Origin of the sequence: Leclercia adecarboxylata, assembly GCF_006171285.1 — a bacterium.
Lineage (GTDB): Bacteria > Pseudomonadota > Gammaproteobacteria > Enterobacterales > Enterobacteriaceae > Enterobacter > Enterobacter barmai.
This window is the reverse complement of record NZ_CP040889.1, coordinates 3,065,539-3,084,367: the sequence shown is the minus strand read 5'-3', so window position 1 is coordinate 3,084,367 and position 18,829 is coordinate 3,065,539. Positions and strand designations below refer to the sequence as shown.

The 18,829-nt window shown below is 60.1% G+C and carries 15 protein-coding genes; 12 read left to right on the top strand and 3 right to left on the bottom strand.

Features of this window, described 5'->3' with window-relative positions:
• Nucleotides 1-467 precede the first annotated feature (467 nt).
• The 6 genes from FHN83_RS16470 (at nt 468) to fbpC (ending at nt 8,276) form a co-directional block, all read left to right on the top strand.
• Nucleotides 468-1,097 carry a response regulator transcription factor gene (locus FHN83_RS16470; protein WP_039032437.1) on the top strand — a complete coding sequence of 210 codons (630 nt, stop codon included), beginning with the start codon at nt 468-470 and terminating at the stop codon, nt 1,095-1,097.
• Entirely contained in the window at nt 1,097-2,638 is a 1,542-nt protein-coding gene (locus tag FHN83_RS16465) for an MASE1 domain-containing sensor histidine kinase (protein ID WP_139564405.1), read from the top strand. Before FHN83_RS16470 ends, FHN83_RS16465 begins: the two co-directional genes overlap by 1 nt.
• Before the next feature lie 67 nt (nt 2,639-2,705).
• On the top strand, nt 2,706-4,025 hold the full coding sequence (gene uhpC / locus FHN83_RS16460) for an MFS transporter family glucose-6-phosphate receptor UhpC (RefSeq protein WP_082019623.1): 1,320 nt from the start codon (nt 2,706-2,708) through the stop codon (nt 4,023-4,025).
• A 12-nt stretch (nt 4,026-4,037) separates the two neighbouring features.
• Nucleotides 4,038-5,069 (top strand): ABC transporter substrate-binding protein, encoded by a 1,032-nt coding sequence (locus tag FHN83_RS16455; RefSeq protein WP_039032440.1) that lies wholly within the window; start codon nt 4,038-4,040, stop codon nt 5,067-5,069.
• A 77-nt stretch (nt 5,070-5,146) separates the two neighbouring features.
• Nucleotides 5,147-7,225 carry an ABC transporter permease gene (locus FHN83_RS16450; RefSeq protein ID WP_139564404.1) on the top strand — a complete coding sequence of 693 codons (2,079 nt, stop codon included), beginning with the start codon at nt 5,147-5,149 and terminating at the stop codon, nt 7,223-7,225.
• A gap of 4 nt (nt 7,226-7,229) precedes the next feature.
• The gene (fbpC, locus tag FHN83_RS16445; RefSeq protein ID WP_138370656.1) at nt 7,230-8,276 is read left to right on the top strand and encodes a ferric ABC transporter ATP-binding protein; all 1,047 of its coding nucleotides are present in this window, start codon (nt 7,230-7,232) and stop codon (nt 8,274-8,276) included.
• Nucleotides 8,277-8,619: 343 nt separating this feature from the next.
• On the opposite strand, the gene mmuM is transcribed toward fbpC, so the two are convergent.
• Together mmuM and mmuP are read right to left on the bottom strand one after the other, a co-directional pair.
• On the bottom strand, nt 8,620-9,552 hold the full coding sequence (gene mmuM, locus FHN83_RS16440) for a homocysteine S-methyltransferase (protein ID WP_139564403.1): 933 nt from the start codon (nt 9,550-9,552) through the stop codon (nt 8,620-8,622).
• Nucleotides 9,539-10,936, bottom strand: coding sequence for an S-methylmethionine permease (gene mmuP, locus FHN83_RS16435; RefSeq protein ID WP_139564402.1), 1,398 nt, complete (start codon nt 10,934-10,936; stop codon nt 9,539-9,541). The genes mmuM and mmuP overlap by 14 nt, the downstream gene beginning before the upstream one ends.
• A 434-nt stretch (nt 10,937-11,370) precedes the next feature.
• Between mmuP and FHN83_RS16430 the strand changes: the two genes are divergently transcribed.
• From FHN83_RS16430 to FHN83_RS16410, 5 genes are all read left to right on the top strand, one after another.
• A complete protein-coding gene (locus tag FHN83_RS16430; RefSeq protein ID WP_039032445.1) occupies nt 11,371-12,480 on the top strand; it encodes an AI-2E family transporter in 1,110 nt (369 codons plus the stop codon).
• A 14-nt stretch (nt 12,481-12,494) separates the two neighbouring features.
• Nucleotides 12,495-14,303 (top strand): diguanylate cyclase, encoded by a 1,809-nt coding sequence (locus FHN83_RS16425; protein ID WP_139564401.1) that lies wholly within the window; start codon nt 12,495-12,497, stop codon nt 14,301-14,303.
• A 137-nt stretch (nt 14,304-14,440) separates the two neighbouring features.
• Nucleotides 14,441-14,896 carry a GNAT family N-acetyltransferase gene (locus tag FHN83_RS16420; RefSeq protein WP_139564400.1) on the top strand — a complete coding sequence of 152 codons (456 nt, stop codon included), beginning with the start codon at nt 14,441-14,443 and terminating at the stop codon, nt 14,894-14,896.
• A gap of 67 nt (nt 14,897-14,963) precedes the next feature.
• Nucleotides 14,964-15,296, top strand: a complete 333-nt coding sequence (locus tag FHN83_RS16415; protein WP_138370661.1) for a DUF1294 domain-containing protein — start codon at nt 14,964-14,966, stop codon at nt 15,294-15,296.
• Nucleotides 15,297-15,358: 62 nt separating this feature from the next.
• Entirely contained in the window at nt 15,359-16,300 is a 942-nt protein-coding gene (locus tag FHN83_RS16410; protein ID WP_139564399.1) for a bifunctional helix-turn-helix transcriptional regulator/GNAT family N-acetyltransferase, read from the top strand.
• A 57-nt stretch (nt 16,301-16,357) separates the two neighbouring features.
• Here FHN83_RS16410 and FHN83_RS16405 read toward each other — a convergent pair whose 3' ends face one another.
• Entirely contained in the window at nt 16,358-16,648 is a 291-nt protein-coding gene (locus tag FHN83_RS16405) for a Bor family protein (protein WP_138370663.1), read from the bottom strand.
• Between the two features lie 332 nt (nt 16,649-16,980).
• Between FHN83_RS16405 and FHN83_RS16400 the strand changes: the two genes are divergently transcribed.
• Complete coding sequence (locus FHN83_RS16400) at nt 16,981-18,804, top strand: glycoside hydrolase family 15 protein (RefSeq protein ID WP_139564398.1); 1,824 nt, start codon at nt 16,981-16,983, stop codon at nt 18,802-18,804.
• Nucleotides 18,805-18,829: the final 25 nt, after the last annotated feature.

Genomic DNA, 18,829 nt, shown 5'->3' with positions numbered 1-18,829 from the left:
GCCTCGCAAAACAAGAAATTACCGCGATGAAAATGCCTCTCAGGCACAGATGTCCCAGCGGCACCCTGGTCCGGCTGAAAATCGCTGAGGCGTTGACTGGAGGCCGGGGCGAGGCGCATGGATGCGCCGAGAGGGGGCGACCTACAGGGATGTAGGATCGACCCCGACCCGACAGCCGCAAGTCATTAGCCGAAGGGACCGCGAAGCGGCGATTTTCTTTGCCGGGAGCCGGGGTGGTCAGGGGGGCGGCGGCGAGCCCCCCTGACACGTTCACGTGTTCTGGGGCTACAGAGAAGCAAGAAACATAAAGTGAACGGAACCACCACAGCCCTCAGCATATTCCTCCCCCCCCCCACCCCAAACCTTTATTGCAATTTTGTTACATTCGTTACATAACCACAGGCATCTCATTGCCAGCCCAACGCGGACAGGCATCATAGGCAAACTATTCAGCAAAGGTATGCAAGATGATCAAAGTGGTGCTGGTGGACGACCATGTGGTGGTGCGTTCCGGGTTCGCCCAGCTGTTAAATCTGGAAGACGATCTGGTGGTGGAAGGCCAGTACAGCAGCGCCGCCGAGGCCTGGCCCGCGCTCAGCCGCGAACAGATCGACGTGGCAGTGCTCGACGTCGCCATGCCCGATGAGAACGGCCTGAGCCTGCTCAAACGCCTGCGCCAGCAGCGCCCCGGATTTCGCGCCATTATCCTCAGCATCTACGACACCCCTGCCTTTGTGCAGAGCGCGCTGGACGCCGGGGCCAGCGGCTATCTCACCAAACGCTGCGGCCCGGAGGAGCTGGTGCAGGCCGTGCGCTCCGTCGGCATGGGCGGTCATTACCTCTGTGCCGATGCGGTCAAAGCCCTGCGCGGCGGCGAGCCAGTGTCCCGGGCCCTGGCGGTGCTGACTCCGCGCGAGAAAGAGGTGTTCGAACTGCTGGTTCACGGCAAAAGCGTCAAGGAGATTGCGTTCCAGCTGGAACTCAGCCACAAAACCGTCCACGTGCATCGCGCCAACGTGCTCGGCAAACTCCAGTGCAACAGCACCATTGAGCTGGTGCATTTTGCCCTCGACCACCAGCTGCTGACCGGCCACTGATGCGGCGCTCCCTGCGACACACTATCCTCTCGCTGTTTATCATGCTGGCGTGGGGCACCGGCTGGCTGATGCTGTGGACGCTGAGCTTTTACCTCACCCAGAACGGCCAGCAGGCGGCGCTGTTTTTACCTCAGGGCGTCTATCTGGCGCTGCTGATCCTGCTCTCGCGCCGCTTCTGGCCGGCGCTGATCCTGCCCACCCAGGCGGCGATGCTCTGGCTGCACAGCGAACAGCTGCTCACCCGCCCGCTGATGCTGATGGTGCCGCTGGTGGGTACCGTCTGCGCCTGGCTGGCGCAGCGCTACTGGCACCGCTATCCCCTTTACTGGCAGCGTCTGTCGCTGCTGATCGCCGCGGTGACCCTTAACGCGCTGCTCCAGACCCTGCTCCTGGCGCCGTTCCTCGACAGCCCGCCCACCCTGCTGGTGCTGGCCTCCTTTACCGGCGGGGTGCTGCTGACCCCGTTTGTCTACCTGGTGTTTGAGTTTTTACGCCAGCAGCACCGCTATCATCTGCTGGGGCTCGATACCAGCAATCCGCCCCTGCGCACGTCGCTGATCATCTGGTGCAGCCTGTTCTTTATCATCGGCATCGGCACCCAGATGGTGCTCTCCCCGGCCCTTGAGCGGCTGCTGCTGATCGTGGTGTTTCTGCCAAACGTAGTGATGGCGTGGAAGTTCGGCTGGCAGGGCGGCGTGCTCTCCGGGCTGCTGGGCAGCATGATGATCACCATCGCCCGTCAGGTTGGCGTGGGGTTCAGCGATCTGCTGGAGCTGGAGATTTTCCTCGCCACCCAGTCGCTGCTGGGGATTGGGCTCGGGATCGCCATCAGCCGCCAGCAGCATCTGGCGATGAATCTCGATCACTATCGCCGTCGGCTGGAAGCGGAGCTACAGGCCCGGCGCGAGCTGACGGAAAAGCTGATCCACACCGAAGAGGACACCCGCAAACACCTGGCCCGGGAGCTGCACGATGAGATCGGCCAGAACATCACCGCCATTCAGATCCAGTCCCAGCTGGTGAAACGGGCCGGGGATACGCCCCAGGCGCTGGAAGCCGCCGGGCAGATCAACGAGCTGGCCCGGCGCATTCACCACTCCACCCGCCAGCTGCTGCGCCAGCTTCGCCCTCCGGTGCTGGACGAACTCTCCTTAAACGAGGCGCTGCACCACCTGGTGAACGAGTTCGCCTTTGCCGAGCGCGGCATTCAGTGCCGGTTCGATTACCGGCTCAGCGCCCCGCCCCAGAGCGAAACCCTGGTGTTCACCCTCTATCGATTACTCCAGGAACTGCTGAATAACGTCAGCAAACACGCCAACGCCAGCGAGGTCAGCGTCCTGCTCTGCGAGCACGATAACCAGCTGCGTCTGGAGGTAAAAGATAACGGCAGCGGCATCAGCACGCAGCAGATCCCCGGCTTCGGCATCCAGGGGATGCGCGAGCGGGTGCATGCCCTGGGCGGGGAGTTCACGCTGGAGTCGCAGGGCGGCACGCGCGTAATTGTTAACCTGCCCACAGTTTTGCAACAAACACACCGCTAACCAGGAAAAAGTCTTAGTCACGCCAGACTTTCTCTCATCCCTTTTTCGTCGCGCTTTCATACAGTCAATGCAAACGGAGAACGCCATGTCCGCACTGTCAGCTGAACAGGTTACACAACGCTACCGGGCACTGCGCCCGCGACTGCTGCTCTGCATGGTGATTGGCTACGCCGCGTTCTACCTGACGCGTAAAAGCCTCAACTATGTCCTGCCCGCGCTGCAGCTGGATTTGGGGCTGAGCAAGAGCGATATCGGCCTGATCGGGTCGCTGTTTTACCTCAGCTACGGCCTGTCGAAATTTGCCGCCGGGCTGTGGCATGACAGTAAAGGCCAGCGGGCCTTTATGGGCATCGGCCTGATGGCGACCGGGGTGCTGAACGTGCTGTTCGCCTTCGGGGATTCCCTGCCGCTGCTGCTGTTTATCTGGACGCTGAACGGCTTCTTTCAGGGATGGGGATGGCCGCCCTGCGCCAGGTTGCTCACCCACTGGTACTCGCGCAACGAGCGCGGCTTCTGGTGGGGATGCTGGAACACCTCTATCAACATCGGTGGAGCCATTATTCCGCTGATCTGTGCCTTCGCCGCCCATCGCTGGGGCTGGCAGGCAGCGATGCTGACACCGGGGATCATCAGTATCGTGCTCGGCCTGTGGCTGACCACACAACTGCGGGGCACACCGCAGGAAGAGGGTCTGCCGACGGTCGGGGAGTGGCGCAACGATCCGCTGGAACTGCGCCAGGAACAGCAGAGCCCGCCGATGGGGCTGTGGCAGATGTTACGCACCACCATGCTGCAAAACCCGATGATCTGGCTGCTCGGGGCGTCCTATGTGCTGGTGTATCTCATCCGCATCGCCCTCAACGACTGGGGCAACATCTGGCTGGCGGAGAGCCACGGGGTAAACCTGCTGAGCGCCAACGCCACGGTGATGCTGTTTGAGGTCGGCGGCCTGCTCGGGGCGCTGTTCGCCGGTTGGGGTTCGGATCTGCTGTTCAGCGGCCAGCGGGCGCCGATGATTTTGCTGTTCACGCTGGGGCTGATGGTGTCGGTCGCCGCCCTGTGGCTGGCCCCGGTTCACCACTACGCCCTGCTGGCGATGTGCTTTTTTACGGTGGGATTTTTTGTCTTTGGTCCGCAGATGCTCATCGGCCTTGCCGCCGTGGAGTGCGGACACAAGCAGGCAGCAGGCTCGATTACCGGTTTTCTTGGCGTGTTCGCTTATCTGGGGGCGGCGCTGGCCGGGTGGCCGCTGTCGCAGGTTATCGAACGCTACGGCTGGTCGGGGATGTTCAGTTTGCTCTCCATCGCCGCCGTACTGATGGGTTTACTCCTGATGCCCCTGCTGATGGCGGGCATCACCGCTTCTCGCAGTCACATAACGTCATAAAAGGGCTGAATAATGAAAACAACGCTTCTCTCTACCCTCATTGCTTCCGGGATCGCGCTGGCGACCTTAACCGGTGCCGCACAGGCCAAAGGCCGTCTGGTGGTCTACTGCAGCGCCACCAACGAAATGTGCGAAGCCGAAACCAAAGCGTTTGGCGATAAGTACGACGTCAAAACCTCGTTTATTCGCAACGGCTCCGGCAGTACGCTGGCGAAAGTGGATGCCGAGAAGAAAAACCCGCAGGCCGACGTCTGGTACGGCGGCACCCTGGATCCGCAGTCCCAGGCCGGTGAAATGGGGCTGCTGCAGCCGTACAAATCGAAGAACCTCGAGCAGATCATGGAGAAATTCCGCGATCCGGCGAAGGTGAAAGGCAACCTCTCCTCCGCCGTTTACGTGGGCATTCTGGGCTTTGGCGTTAACACCCAGCGCCTGAAAGAGAAGAACCTGCCGGTGCCGAAGTGCTGGAAAGATCTGACCAAACCGGAATACAAGGGCGAGATCCAGATTGCCGATCCGCAAAGCTCCGGCACCGCCTACACCGCGCTGGCGACCTTCGTCCAGCTGTGGGGGGAAGACCAGGCCTTCGACTACCTGAAGCAGCTGAACGGCAACGTCTCCCAGTACACCAAATCGGGCATCGCCCCGGCGCGTAACGCCGCGCGCGGTGAAACGGCCATCGGCATCGGCTTCCTGCATGACTATTCCCTGGAAAAAGAGCAGGGCGCCCCGCTGGAGCTGATCTCTCCGTGCGAAGGCACCGGGTATGAGATTGGCGGCGTCAGCATCCTGAAGGGCGCGCGTAACGAAGAGAACGCGAAGCTGTTCGTCGACTGGGTGCTGTCGAAAGAGGCTCAGGAGCTGGCGTGGAAGCAGGGCAAGTCCTATCAGATCCTGACCAACACCACCGCCGAGACCTCCCCGAACTCGCTGAAGCTGGATGACCTGAAGCTGATCAGCTACGACATGGACAAGTACGGCTCAACGGACGTGCGCAAGGCGCTGATCAACAAGTGGGTCAGCGACGTGAAGATGGGTAAATAAGCCCACTCGTGCGGTAAATGCCGGGTGGCGGCTACGCCTTACCCGGCCTACAACATTCATCAACACCCGGAACACCTATGTCACAGACACTCGCTCTTCATCCCGTGAAAAAACGGGATGCGGTCTTCCTTTGGGTTTTCGTCGGCTGGCTGGCCTTTGCCCTGCTGCCGAGCTGGAGCCTGGATTACGGCCTGCTGGAGTCCACCGGGGACGAGATCCTCGACGCCTACAGCTGGTCGCACTTCAACATCAGCTGGCTGTGGTATCTGCTCCCCACCCTGCTGCTGGTGCGCCCGTTCAGTGAAGCGAAGCGCGAGCAGCGCAGCCGCCACTACCTCGACGCCGGCTGGGCCCTGCTGTGCATGGCCTTTGTGGTCATCAGCGCCACCCTCGAAGGGCGCGGTTTAGGCTATGCCACCATCGTGCTGTTTGTGGCGCTGGGTTCGATCATGACCCTGGCCCTGACCCGCCTAGAATGGCTGGGCGGCGACCGCTTTGTCATCGGCTCGCTGATCGCCATCGTCGCGCTGATCGGCATCTTTATCGTCTGGCCGAGCATCGCCATCTTTATTCCGATGTTCACCAATGACGCAGGCGAGTTCGCCCCGCTGGCGTTTATGAACGTGCTGTCGCAGTCGCACATTATTCAGGTGATCATAAACTCGATCCTGCTCTGTGTGGCGGTCGGGATCGGCTGCACCTTCTTCGGCCTGGTGCTGGCGATCTACACCACCCGCATCGCGAAGCGCAGCGCCATCATCGGGCGCATCTTCTCGATCCTGCCGATCGTCACCCCGCCGTTCGTGGTGGGCCTCGGCGTGACGCTAATGATGGGCCGCTCGGGCTACATCACCGAGCTGATGGTCGACTGGTTCGGGCTGACCAACACCAACTGGCTGTACGGCTTCACCGGCATCTGGCTGGCGCAGGTGCTGGCCTTCACCCCGATGGCATTTATGATCCTCGACGGGGCGATCAAGACCATTCATCCGTCGCTGGAAGAGGCGTCCTACACCCTGCGCGCCAGCCGCTGGCAGACCTTTAACGGCGTCTTTGTGCCGCTGCTGAAACCGGCCCTGGCCAACGCCTTCCTGATCGTCATCGTCCAGTCGCTGGCGGACTTCAGTAACCCGCTGGTGCTGGGGGGCAACTTCGACGTGCTGGCGACGCAGATCTACTTCTACATCACCGGATCGCAGCTCGACTACCAGGCGGCCAGCACCCTCGGCGCGTTCCTGCTGCTCTTCTCGCTGCTGGTGTTCTGCATTCAGTACATGTGGATCGGCAAGCGCTCCTACATCACCGTCTCCGGCAAGTCCTATCGCGGCGACGTCCAGCCTCTGCCGGTGACTCTGGTATGGAGCGTGATCGCCCTGCTGGCGGTGTGGATCGCCTTTAACGCCCTGCTCTACGGCAGCATTTTCTACGGCAGCTTTACCGTCAACTGGGGGGTGGATTACACCCTGACGCTGGATAACTTTATCAAGCTGTTCGGCCAGGGGATGAGCGACGGCGCATGGCCTTCGCTGCTGGATACCCTGCTGTACGCCGGGATCGCCGCGCCGATCACCGCCGCCTTCGGGTTGCTGATCGCCTGGATCGTGGTGCGCCAGCAGTTCAAAGGCAAAAAGACCATCGAGTTCACCACCATGCTGTGCTTTGCCGTCCCGGGCACCGTGGCTGGCGTCTCCTATATCCTGGCCTTTAACAGCGCCCCGGTGTACCTCACCGGTACCGCCGCCATCGTCATTATCTCGATGGTAATGCGTAACGTCCCGGTCGGTATTCGCGCCGGAATCGCGGGGCTGGGCCAGATCGACAAGTCGCTGGACGAAGCCTCCCTGAGCCTGCGCGCCGGTTCGCTACGCACCATTACGCACATCCTGCTGCCTCTGCTGCGCCCGGCCATTCTGTCGGCGCTGATCTACAGCTTTGTGCGCGCCATTACCACCGTCAGCGCCATTGTGTTCCTCGTCACGCCGGATACCCGCGTGGCTACGGCCTACATCCTGAACCGCGTGGAAGACGGCGAATACGGCGTGGCGATTGCCTACGGCTCGATCCTGATTGTGGTCATGCTGGCGATCATTTTCCTCTTTGACTGGCTGATCGGTGAGGCACGAATCTCCCGCTCAAAAGCCAAAAACCAGGCGTAACACTATGACTCAGAAACATTTCGTTGAACTGCGTAACGTGACCAAGCGCTTTGGCGCGAACACGGTAATTGAAAATATCAACCTGGCGATCCCCCAGGGGCAGATGGTGACTCTGCTTGGCCCGTCCGGCTGCGGTAAAACTACGGTGCTGCGCCTGGTGGCCGGGCTGGAGAAACCCACCGACGGGCAGATCCTCATCGACGGCGAGGACGTGACCCACCGCTCCATTCAGCAGCGTGATATCTGCATGGTGTTCCAGTCCTACGCCCTCTTCCCGCACATGTCGCTGGGGGAGAACGTCGGCTACGGCCTGAAGATGCTCGGCGTGTCGCGCAGTGAGATCAAAGCCCGCGTCAAAGAGGCGCTGGCGATGGTGGATCTGGAGGGCTTTGAAGATCGCTACGTGGACCAGATCTCCGGCGGCCAGCAGCAGCGTGTGGCCCTGGCCCGCGCCCTGATCCTCAAGCCGAAAGTGCTGCTTTTCGATGAGCCGTTGAGTAACCTCGATGCCAACCTGCGCCGCAGCATGCGGGATAAGATCCGCGAGCTGCAAAAGCAGTTCAACATTACCTCTCTGTACGTGACTCACGATCAGAGCGAGGCCTTTGCGGTGTCGGATACGGTGCTGGTGATGAACAAGGGCAACATCATGCAGATTGGCTCCCCGCAGGATCTCTATCGCCAGCCCGCGTCGCGCTTTATGGCGAGCTTTATGGGCGATGCCAACCTGTTCCCGGCGAGCTTCACCCAGGACTACGTGGCGATCCACGGCTATCGCCTGCCCCGCCCGCTGCACTTTGCTGCCATGGGCGCGGGCACCGTCGGGGTGCGCCCGGAGGCGATCACCTTAAGCCAGCACGGCGAGGCCAGCCAGCGCTGCGTGATCCGCCACGTCGCCTACATGGGCCCGCAGTACGAGGTGATTGTGGAGTGGCACGGGCAGGAGATTTTGTTGCAGGTGAACGCGACAAGACTGCAGCCGGATGTGGGGGAGGAGTATTTCCTGGAGATCCACCCGTACGGGATGTTTGTACTGGCGGATGTGGCATAGGTAAAAGCAATTCGGCAAGAACCGTAGGCCGGGTAAGCGCAGCGCCACCCGGCAGGGTTGCAGCGGTGCGGCCTGTTCCCCTCACCCTAACCCTCTCCCCAAAGGGGAGAGGGAATAGTCTGGCGCGCTCATGTAGGCCGGGTAAGCGCAGCGCCACCCGGCAGGGTTGCAGCGGTGCGGCCTGTTCCCCTCACCCTGACCCTCTCCCCAAAGGGGCGAGGGAACAGTCCGGCGCGCTCATGTAGGCCGGGTAAGCGTAGCGCCACCCGGCAATGGTTACAACGGTGCGGCCTGTTCCCCTCACCCTGACCCTCTCCCCAAAGGGGCGAGGGGGAAAACACGGTTACCTTTGGGCGTTCAAATCCGCAATGTCCTTCGGCGTCGTCCGACAGCATCCGCCAATCAGTTTCGCCCCTGCCGCCAGCCACTGCGGCAGATACCCCGCCAGCGTCTCGCACGCCTCGCCGTGGTGGTGCCAGGTTTTGGTCGTCGCGTCGTAATGCTCCCCCGAGTTCGGGTAGACCACCAGCGGCAGCGCGGTCAGGCTTTGCAGATGCTGCAGCGCGGCGGTGGTGTTCTCCAGCGCGATGCAGTTAATGCCCAGGGCAATCACCTGCGGTGAGTTCGCCAGCACCGACACCACCTCGCGCAGCGGCGTGCCGTCGCTCAAGTGTTCGCTGTCGCGAAGCGTAAACGAGAACCACGCCCGGGCGCGGGGATAGTCCGTCAGCAACGCCGCCAGGGCTTTTATTTCCGCAAACGATGGCAGGGTTTCGCAGGCCAGCAGGTCAGCCCCGGCATCCAGCAACGCCTCCACGCGCGGGCGGTGAAAGGCGCTGAACTCCTCTGCGCTGCGCACGTAGTCGCCGCGGTATTCCGATCCGTCCGCCAGGAATGCACCGTACGGCCCGACGGACCCCGCCACCAGCAGCGCGCCCGCCTGCGGGTTTTCCGCCAGATACGCTTCCCGCGCCTTGCGCGCCAGCTCAACGCTTTTGCTAATCAGCGCCCGGGACTGCGCCTCGTCCAGCCCGCGGGCGGCAAAGCCGTCCGGCGTGGCCTGGTAGCTGGCGGTGATCGCCACCTGCGCCCCGGCGCGGAAGTAATCGAGATGCACGTCGCGGATCAGCTCCGGATTCTCCATTAATACCTTCGCCGACCACAGGCTGTCGGCCAGGTTGCAGCCGCGCGCTTCCAGTTCCGTTGCCATCGCCCCGTCCAGCACCACAAACGGCTGGGTTTCAAGGATGGCGGTAAGCGGATTATTCTGCGACATGTTCAGGCTCCTGGGTTTTCAGATTTTGGGTAAGGTAGTACGCCCCATAGCAGAGCGCCACAAACGGCAACCCACAGTAAAGGGCAATGCGCTGGCTCGGGTCAAACGCCAGGCCGACGCAGGCCACCAGGCAGAGGATAAAGCCCAGCACCGGCACCAGCGGATACCACGGGGCGCGATACTGCAACGCGCTCAAGGGTTTGCCCGCCTGCAGATGACGGCGGCGGAAGACAAAGTGCGAGGCGCAGATGCTGATCCATACCGCCACCACCGCAAAGCCGGAAATGGCCGACAGCGCGACAAACACCGTGTCCGGGGCCACCACGCTTGAGAAGAGCGCCAGCACGCCGCCGAGCATCGACACCGACAGCGCGGTGAGCGGCACGCCGTTTTTGTTCACCCTGGCAAAGCAGCGCGGCAGGGTTTTCTCGTTCGACAGCGACCACAGCATGCGTCCGGAGGCGTAGAGCCCCGAGTTGGCCGCCGAGAGGATCGCCGTCAGGATGACAAAGTTGACGATATCCGCGGCATACGGAATGCCGACCTTCTCAAACACCAGCACGAACGGGCTTTTCTCCACCCCGGCCTGCTGCATCGGGATCAGCGCCGCCAGCACAAACACGGTGCCGATAAAGAAGATAACCAGGCGGGCAATGGTGGTGCGAATGGCGACCGGAATCACCTTGTGCGGATTCTCGGTCTCCCCGGCGGCAATGCCGATAAGCTCGGTGCCGGAGAAAGCAAAGTTAACCGCCACCATGGTCATCAGGATCGGCAGGCCGCCGTGCGGGAACCAGCCTTCGGCGGTGATGTTGCTGAGCCCCGGCGCGGGAGAACCGTCCTGCATCGGGATAAAGCCAAAGATGGCCGCTCCGCCCAGAATAATAAAGGCGATGATGGTGATCACTTTCACCAGCGAGAACCAGAACTCCCCTTCGGCGAAGAAGCGGGTCGAGATGACGTTAAGGGCAAAGATCACCGCGCAGAAGACCACGCACCACACCCAGACCGGCACCTGCGGGAACCAGTACTGCATGCAGAACCCGGCCGCGGTAAAGCTCGACCCGAGGGCCACCGTCCAGGTGAGCCAGTAGAGCCACGCCACGGTGTAGCCGGTTGCCGGGCTAAGATAGCGCGCGGCATAGACGTGAAAGGCGCCGGTTTCCGGCATCGCCACGGAGAGTTCGCCGAGACACTGCATCACCAGCCAGACCACCAGCGCGCCGATCAGATAGGCCAGCAGCGTGCCCGCCGCCCCGGTGGTCGAAATGATGTAACCCGTATTAAAAAACAGCCCTGTGCCAATCACGCCGCCGAGCGACAGCATGATTAAGTGGCGAGTCTTCATGGTGCGCTGAAGCTGCCCATTTTGTTGTGTTTGCATATCACCTTCTATACGTATGGACATCTAAACATCCAAAAGAAGGTGTTTTTATACCGCGATTGTTAACAAATTGCTAGCCATGCACCAGACGAAGACATCCTCGACGGGCGCTCAGGCGGGGATGAACCGTATAAATGACGTAGAGAAAGGGTCGCCATGCCATCTGATACCTCCTGCAAGCCGATACTTACAGCATGTACCGCCCCGCATCCTCCGTCGGTCAGACGAAAGTGGGATCTGTTTTGGCTCACTAAACTTTAGGGGGAGTGCGCAGCGCCCGGCGGCGCTCCGCTTGCACGGGCCTACAAAACCACGAAACGTAGGCCGGGTAAGGCATCGCCGCCACCCGGCAACCGGCCGCACGCAATCATGAGAATGTTAAATCATATAAAACATCCTATAGTCGTAGTGTTTATATAAAAAAGGATGATCCAATGCGATTTAACGGACTGACCAAGGGTTTCTTCATACTTATTCTCCTGTTGGTTACCTGGGCGTTTTTTGATGTGCTGTCGCCCTACTTCTCGGCGATCCTGTGGGCCGCTATCCTGGCGGTGATTTTCTACCCGGTTAAAAACGCGCTGCGTATCAGGCTGGGGGATCGCAACGGGCTGGCGGCGCTGCTCAGCGTGCTGCTGATCTGCCTGATTGTTTTTATTCCGCTGATGGTGATCTTTTCCTCATTAGCCTTTGAACTCAATATCGTTTATACGCGCCTGCAGCAGAACGACACCCAGTTTTCCACCGTGGTGGCGAGCCTCTTCGCCCATCTCCCCCACTGGCTGCGCACGCTGATGATCGAGCACGATCTCGATACCGCGGCGCAGATCCAGCAGAAGCTCTCTGAAGCAGCGTTAAGAGGCGGACAATACCTGGCCGGCAGCGCCTTCCTGATTGGTAAGGGCACCTTTGGCTTCGCCATCAGCTTTGGCGTGATGGTCTATCTGCTGTTCTTCCTGCTGAAAGATGGCCCCTGGCTGGTGCGCCAGATCCTCGACAGCCTGCCGCTGTCGAATTTCGCCAAACAGCATCTGTTTGCCAAGTTTGCCGGGGTCGCCAGAGCGACGGTAAAAGGCACGGCCGTGGTGGCCCTGGTCCAGGGTTTGCTGGGCGGGATCGCCTTCTGGATAGTCGGTATCAACGGCAGCATTTTGTGGGGCGCGCTGATGGCGTTCCTGTCCCTCATCCCGGCGGTGGGTTCGGCGATCATCTGGGTGCCGGCGGCCATCTTCCTCTTCGCTACACAGCAAATCTGGCAGGGCCTGTTTATCGTCGGGTTCTTTGTGCTGATCGTCGGCCTGGTAGATAACATTCTGCGTCCGCTGCTGGTGGGTAAAGACACCAAAATGCCCGACTATCTCATCCTCATCACTACCCTGGGCGGGATGGAGATTTACGGTATCAATGGCTTTGTGATTGGCCCGTTGATCGCCGCCCTGTTTATCGCCTGCTGGAATCTGCTCTCGGGGCGCGATCATGCCGGTAATGCCGAAGAAATAGATGACGCCATTATCGAAGAAGGCAAAAATTCGCCTGATTTATGAAAAAGGAATAAGACTTGCGTATCGCCACTATCACTAACTGGGCATACGGTGCCACGGTCTGTCTGACCATCGCTTCAGGGGTAGCCATGTTAATGGCTTCCAGCGCTGAAAAGGTGGAGCGACAGGCCGTAGAACAGCGCTACGTCTTCGATCAACTGACCGAAGAAGTTGAGGTGGACGCCTGGGCGCTCTCGGATCTGGCGCGGTTGTATGTCATCAAACAGACGCCCGCGGTGGCCGACGAGTATCGCCAGAAAGCGGCCTCCATGGTCGGCGTCGAGCATCGCCTGCAAAAGCTTAAAGACGCGGGGGCCAGCGATGAAGAGCTGGCCCTGCTGCACGAAGGGTTAACCGTGGCCGATGCCCTGCAGGATGAACAGCAGCGCGCCATCGCCAGCGTCAATAGCGGGCAGCAGGCGCAGGCCATTGAACGGCTCTATGGCGAGCGTTACGAGAGCGAACTGGAGCAGGTGCAAAATCAGCTCGACCATTTTCGCCAGATGCTGGACCGCCGCACCGACGTGGCCATTGAGGATGCCACGGCAAAATCCCACGCGCTGCGCACGCTCTCTGAGGTGATGGTCGGCCTCACCGCGCTGATGTTCCTGTTTGTGCTGGGCTTTATCCTTAAGCGCCGGGTGCTGCGCCCGGTGGTGCGCCTGAGCGACGTGGTCAACCGGCTGGCCTCCCAGGATTATGCCGTCGAAGCCCCGGATTACCGTCAGATCGATGAGATTGGCGATATGGCCCAGGCGATCCGCATCTTTCGTGAAAACGGCCTGGTGCGGCAGCGGCTGGAGAAGGAGCGCGACGCCGACTGGGCGATCCGCGAACTGCTGGCACGCATGACGCAGCGCCTGCAGGGGTGCGAATCCGTCGAGGACGTGCTGAACGTCGCGCGGCTGTTCGCCCCCAGCATTGCGCCGGGGATCGCCGGGCGGCTCTATCTGCTCGAACACGAACCGTGGCAGATGCGCTGCGCCGCCGAGTGGCTCAACCCGCAGGGCGAGCCCGATCCGTTCCATCCGGATCAGTGCTGGGCGGTGCGCCGCGGCCAGAGCCATCCGCCGGTCAACGGCGAGCCGGATATCGCCTGCTATCACCTGCCGGACAGCTGCGCCCATCACGCCCTTTGCGTGCCGCTGATTGCCCAGGGCGAAGCCATCGGCCTGCTCTCCTTCCAGAACCTTACGCCGGCGATGGCCCCTTCCCGCGCCTATCTGGAGCTGATGGCTGAAGCGCTTGGTCTGGCGCTGGCTAACCAGCGTCTGCGCGATGCCCTGCTGGAAAAAGCCCTGTTCGATCCCCTGACCGGGCTGCGCAACCGCCACCATCTGGAAGATGCCCTGCGCACCCAGATGAACCAGGCGCTGCACAGCGGTAACCCGGTAAGCTGCCTGATGATCGACATCGACCACTTCAAAGCCATCAACGACAGACTTGGGCACGAAGCGGGCGACCAGGTGATTAAGGGTGTGGCGGCAATTGTCCAGCGCGCGGTCAGCGACAAGGGCATGGCGTTCCGCTATGGCGGCGAGGAGTTTCTGGCCCTGCTGCCGGGCGCGGATGAAGCGGCGGCGTTTGCCACTGCCAGCGAAATCCATACCGCCGTGCACGGCCTGGCGCTGCGCTATGAGCTGTCGGAGATCGGCCCGGTGGATGTGTCGATTGGCATTGCCAGCTATCCGCAGCACGCTCAGGGCGAAAACCTGCTGCGCGCCGCCGACGTGGCGCTGTACCGCGCGAAAGAGCTGGGGCGTTCAAGGATTGTGAGTTTTGGGATGCTGGAGGCGGGGAATCAGCCACCGGGGGCGAATATCTGACAGAGCTCAAAGAAGCTCCCGTCGCCGGCGGGTGCTTCTTCCATCTTCGCGCTGTAGCATCATAACGTTTGCGTATGATAAGCCGGTTTTACAATGACTTATACTGGCATCCAAACCGAATTTCAGCCCCAGTCAAAATGATAACCATCGAAAAATCCAGCCCAATCTCAACCGACTCTCAGACGCTCATCGATCAACTTTCCTCAGAGCTTGCCGCTATAACCGGCGACAGTGGCAAAAGCCACTTCGACCCGCAGGATGTCTCCGGGGCGCGGGCGATGTGGGTGATAGCCAAAGATGAGAATAATCAACCCATAGGCTGTGGTGCATTCCGCCCGCTGACTGAGACCACTGCCGAACTCAAACGCATGTTCTCTGACCGGAGTTGCCCGGGCACTGGGGCGGCGCTACTCGCCTGGCTTGAAGAGGCAGCGCGGGGCATGGGCTACCGCGAGCTGTGGCTTGAGACGCGTAAAATCAACGCTCGCGCGGTGCAGTTCTATTTAAAGCATGGCTATCTGCAGAGAGAAAACTATGGCCCCTATATCGGGCGCGACGAGGCCATCTGTTTTGCCAAAAGGTTAACCGGCTAGCCCGGTTACACTCCCGCAAGGATCGCGTATCATCGCCCTTCCGGATTGATAACTGATACCGCCTAGCATGCTCAATGTCCTCTGTTATTTCCTTCTCGCCCTTGCCGCCGCGGGCAGCGCCCTGTTGCCTCATTCTCTGGCGATGTGGTTTCTGCTCGCCAGCGCGCTGACGTTTTTGATCTACGGTGCCGACAAACTGGCGGCCCGCAAAGCCTGGCGCAGAGTCCCGGAATCGACCCTGCTGGTATGCGGGTTTGTCGGGGGATGGCCGGGCGCTATCTTTGGCCAGCAGCTGTTTCGTCATAAAACCCAAAAGCAGCCGTTCAAAACCTATTTTATGGTTAGCGTGGTGCTTAACGTCGCGGTGCTGATGCTTGTCGCCTGGCGTTTCGCTTCCTGATTGACAGCAATGCGAGAAAGATGGTTGTATAGTACAACTATCTTTTACAGGCTAACCTAATAATGACTGATTCGTCGATTGTTGAAGAGATCCGTATCTCGTCGCGTCTGATGGTGCGGGAACTCGGCTTTATGAACCACACCCTGGCGGCAACGGACTACTCCCCTTCCGTAGTGCATACCTTGCTTGAGATGGAAGCCAGGGGCTCCCTGACTGCCGCCCAGCTGGTGCAGGTCCTGGGACTGGAGAAATCCAGCGTCAGCCGCATGCTCGCCAAACTGATCAAGGCCGGAGAGCTGGAAGAGAGCGCCTCCCCGGAAGATGCCAGAATCAAGCAGCTTAGCCTGAGCCCTCAGGGCAGAGAAACGGTGCGCAGAATTAATGCCTACGGTAACGAACGCGTCATTTCCGCCCTGCAAAAAATGGACGCCAGCCAGCAGCGCGTCGTATCACAGGGCCTGAGCGTCTATGCCAGCGCCCTCAAAGCCTGCCGGGATGATGTTGATCTGCCAGGAAAAAGCGCGGTAACCATTGTCTCTGGCTATCATCCAGGCATGATTGGCCGCATCACGGAAATGCACGGCAGCTATTACGCGAGAGAGCATCACTTTGGCTCTTTTTTTGAGGCGAAGGTCGCCGCTGGCTTAGCGGATTTTTCGGGGCGTCTGGACAATGCGACCAATCAAATCTGGCTGGCGATGCAGAACGGGCGCATCGTTGGCTCAGTCGCCATTGACGGCGAAGATCTCGGAAACAACGAGGCGCATTTGCGCTGGTTTATCCTGGACGACGGTTGTCGCGGTGGCGGCGTGGGCAGAAAGCTGATTGCTGAAGCGATGAAGTTTTGCGATGAGAGGGAGTTCTCTGCGGTTCAGCTGTGGACCTTTAATAAGCTGACGGCGGCACGGCGGTTGTATGAGTCCTTCGGCTTTGTATTATCGAAAGAGTGGCAAGGCGATCAGTGGGGCAGCACCATTACAGAGCAACAGTTTACGCGTAAATAAATCGATTCCAGGCGCTAATAAATAATGGCGGGCATTATTAAATGCCCGCCATTATATTTATTTAGCGCAATAAACCCGCGCTTCGCGAGGGGTATAAATACCCAGCGTTACGACACGTAATAATACATCCGTGCCGGATTCCTGCACTTCGGTACGAATAACTTTATCCGCGCCGCCGCAAACCTGCGCCGCATCAATCGTCTTAGACTGACCAATACCATTAACAAAGAAGGATTGTTTTGTTTCCTGAGTGGGCTTTTCAGCCACCCCGCTGTTGATCCTGAAAGTTTGTTGGGCGCAGCCGGACAGAGCAACCGCGACGAACGCTATCATCATTAACTTTTTCATAATTTTCTTAGGTTGGGGAGGAACAGTCCTGGATGTTATGACTGCCCCCCTGCCCAACATATCCGACCAGCGGGCATATCGCGAAACTTACGCGTTCTATTGACGCGCCATTGATATATGTAATTTCGGCAGATTGGCTTTGTTAAACGAGTGTGTGCGGCGAGTAAGAAAAAAGCATCTGTGCGGCATATTCCCCCTCACCCCAGCCCTCTCCCTGAATGGAGAGGGAGCCGATGGTGCCAGGATTTTCTCCCATCATATCCCCCCTGAAAGCGCGATAACCGTCACATTATGCCAGGCTTTATATTCATCAAAGAAAAGGGATCACTCATTTGAAAAATGCGAAATACGACATGCCTTTGCGCGATAACGGGTTCGTTGGCCTGGGAGACTACGCCGCTATCGGTGAAGGGCGCTCGGTGGCGCTCATCGCCCCGGATGGTTCGATCGACTGGTGGGGCGCGCCCAACCTCGATTCGCCGCCCCTTTTTGACCGCTTGCTGGACCCTGGCATCGGCGGTTTTTTCAGCCTGACACCGGCGAGTGAATACACCGTCTCCCGCGCCTATCGCGAGGACAGCAACATCCTGGAAACCCGCTATGAAACGAAAGACGGCACGGCGCTGTTAACCGAATCCATCAACAGCACACTGGCAGGCCGTCTGCCCTGGAGCGAGCTGGCCCGCCGTATGGAAGGGGTGCGCGGCACCTTGACGTTCAGACTTCAACTGCGGTTCGGAACGATGATCGAAACGCGATCGCCCTGGCGCTCCGATACCGACAAGGGCAGCGTTTACCATATCGGCGACCTGATGGCGATGCTCCACACCAGCGAAAACGTGGTCATTACCCGTGCCGATGATGAAGAGATCGAGGCGGAGATCGTCCTGAAGAAAGGGAGCCGGGAGATTGTCGCGCTGCTGGTGACACTGGATGAGCCGCTGGCGGTACCGGACATTCAGGCGATTGATAACCGGATTGAAACCAGCCACACCGCCTGGCAGGACTGGGTGAAGGGGCTGAAATACGACGGCCTCTATAAAGATCACGTTATCCGCTCCGCGCTGGCGCTGAAGTTCCTCTGGTACTCCCCCACCGGCGCGCTGGCGGCAGCCGCCACCACCTCCCTGCCGGAGGGGCCCGGCGGCAGCAAAAACTATGATTACCGCTTTGCCTGGGTGCGCGATGCCTGCCTGATCATCAAAGCCTTTACCTATCTGGGCACCCTTGAAGAGTGTAAAGCGGCCTTCTCCTGGCTGTCGAAAACCATCATTAAACACGGCCCGGAGATGCGGGCCTGCTACACCCTCGACGGCGAACTGGTGCCGGAAGAGAGCTACCCCGAACTGCAGGGCTACCGGGATTCGCAGCCGGTACGCCTCGGCAATAACGCCCGCAACCAGCGCCAGCTGAGCATGTATGGCGATATGCTTGGCGTGGCGAAACTGTTCGTCGAGGCGGGGCATATTCTGGATATCGGCACCTCGCGCTTCCTGGGGCATCTTGCCAACCAGTGCGCCGACCGCTGGCGCATGAAGGACTCCGGGATCTGGGAGCTGCCGGAAGAGCGGCATTACACCCACTCAAAAATGGCCTGCTGGCTGGCGCTGGACTGCGCCGTGGTGCTGGCCGAGACCAACCATATCGAACCTACATGGAAAGCGCGCTGGGCCCGGGAGCGGGACCGCATCCGCGACTGGATTGAAGAGCACTGCTGGTCCGAGACCCATCAGTCCTACTGTTTTTACGACGGGGACGGCGGGCTACTGGATGCGTCGCTTACCCTGGTGTCGCGCTACGGTGTGAAAGTGAACCCGAAACGCATGAAGCTGACCTATCAGGCCATCCAACGCGAGCTGGGTCATAACAGCGCGATGATCTACCGCTACAGCGGGGTTGAGCAGGAGGAGAGCACCTTTATCGCCTGCGCCTTCTGGCTGGCGGAGGCCTGGGCCTCGATGGGCGAACCGGAGCAGGCCGAAAAGAACATGGATGAAATTCTTGAAACGCTATGTCATCGCGGCAATGTCGAAACCTTCAATGAAATGTTCGATACCCGCACCGGCGAGTGGGTCGGCAATATGCCTCAGGGGTTAAGCCATCTGGCGCTGATCTGTGCGGCGCAGGCTATCAGCGATCATCAAAAAGGTAAATAGCCCTTGCCTGCCTGACGGAAAATCA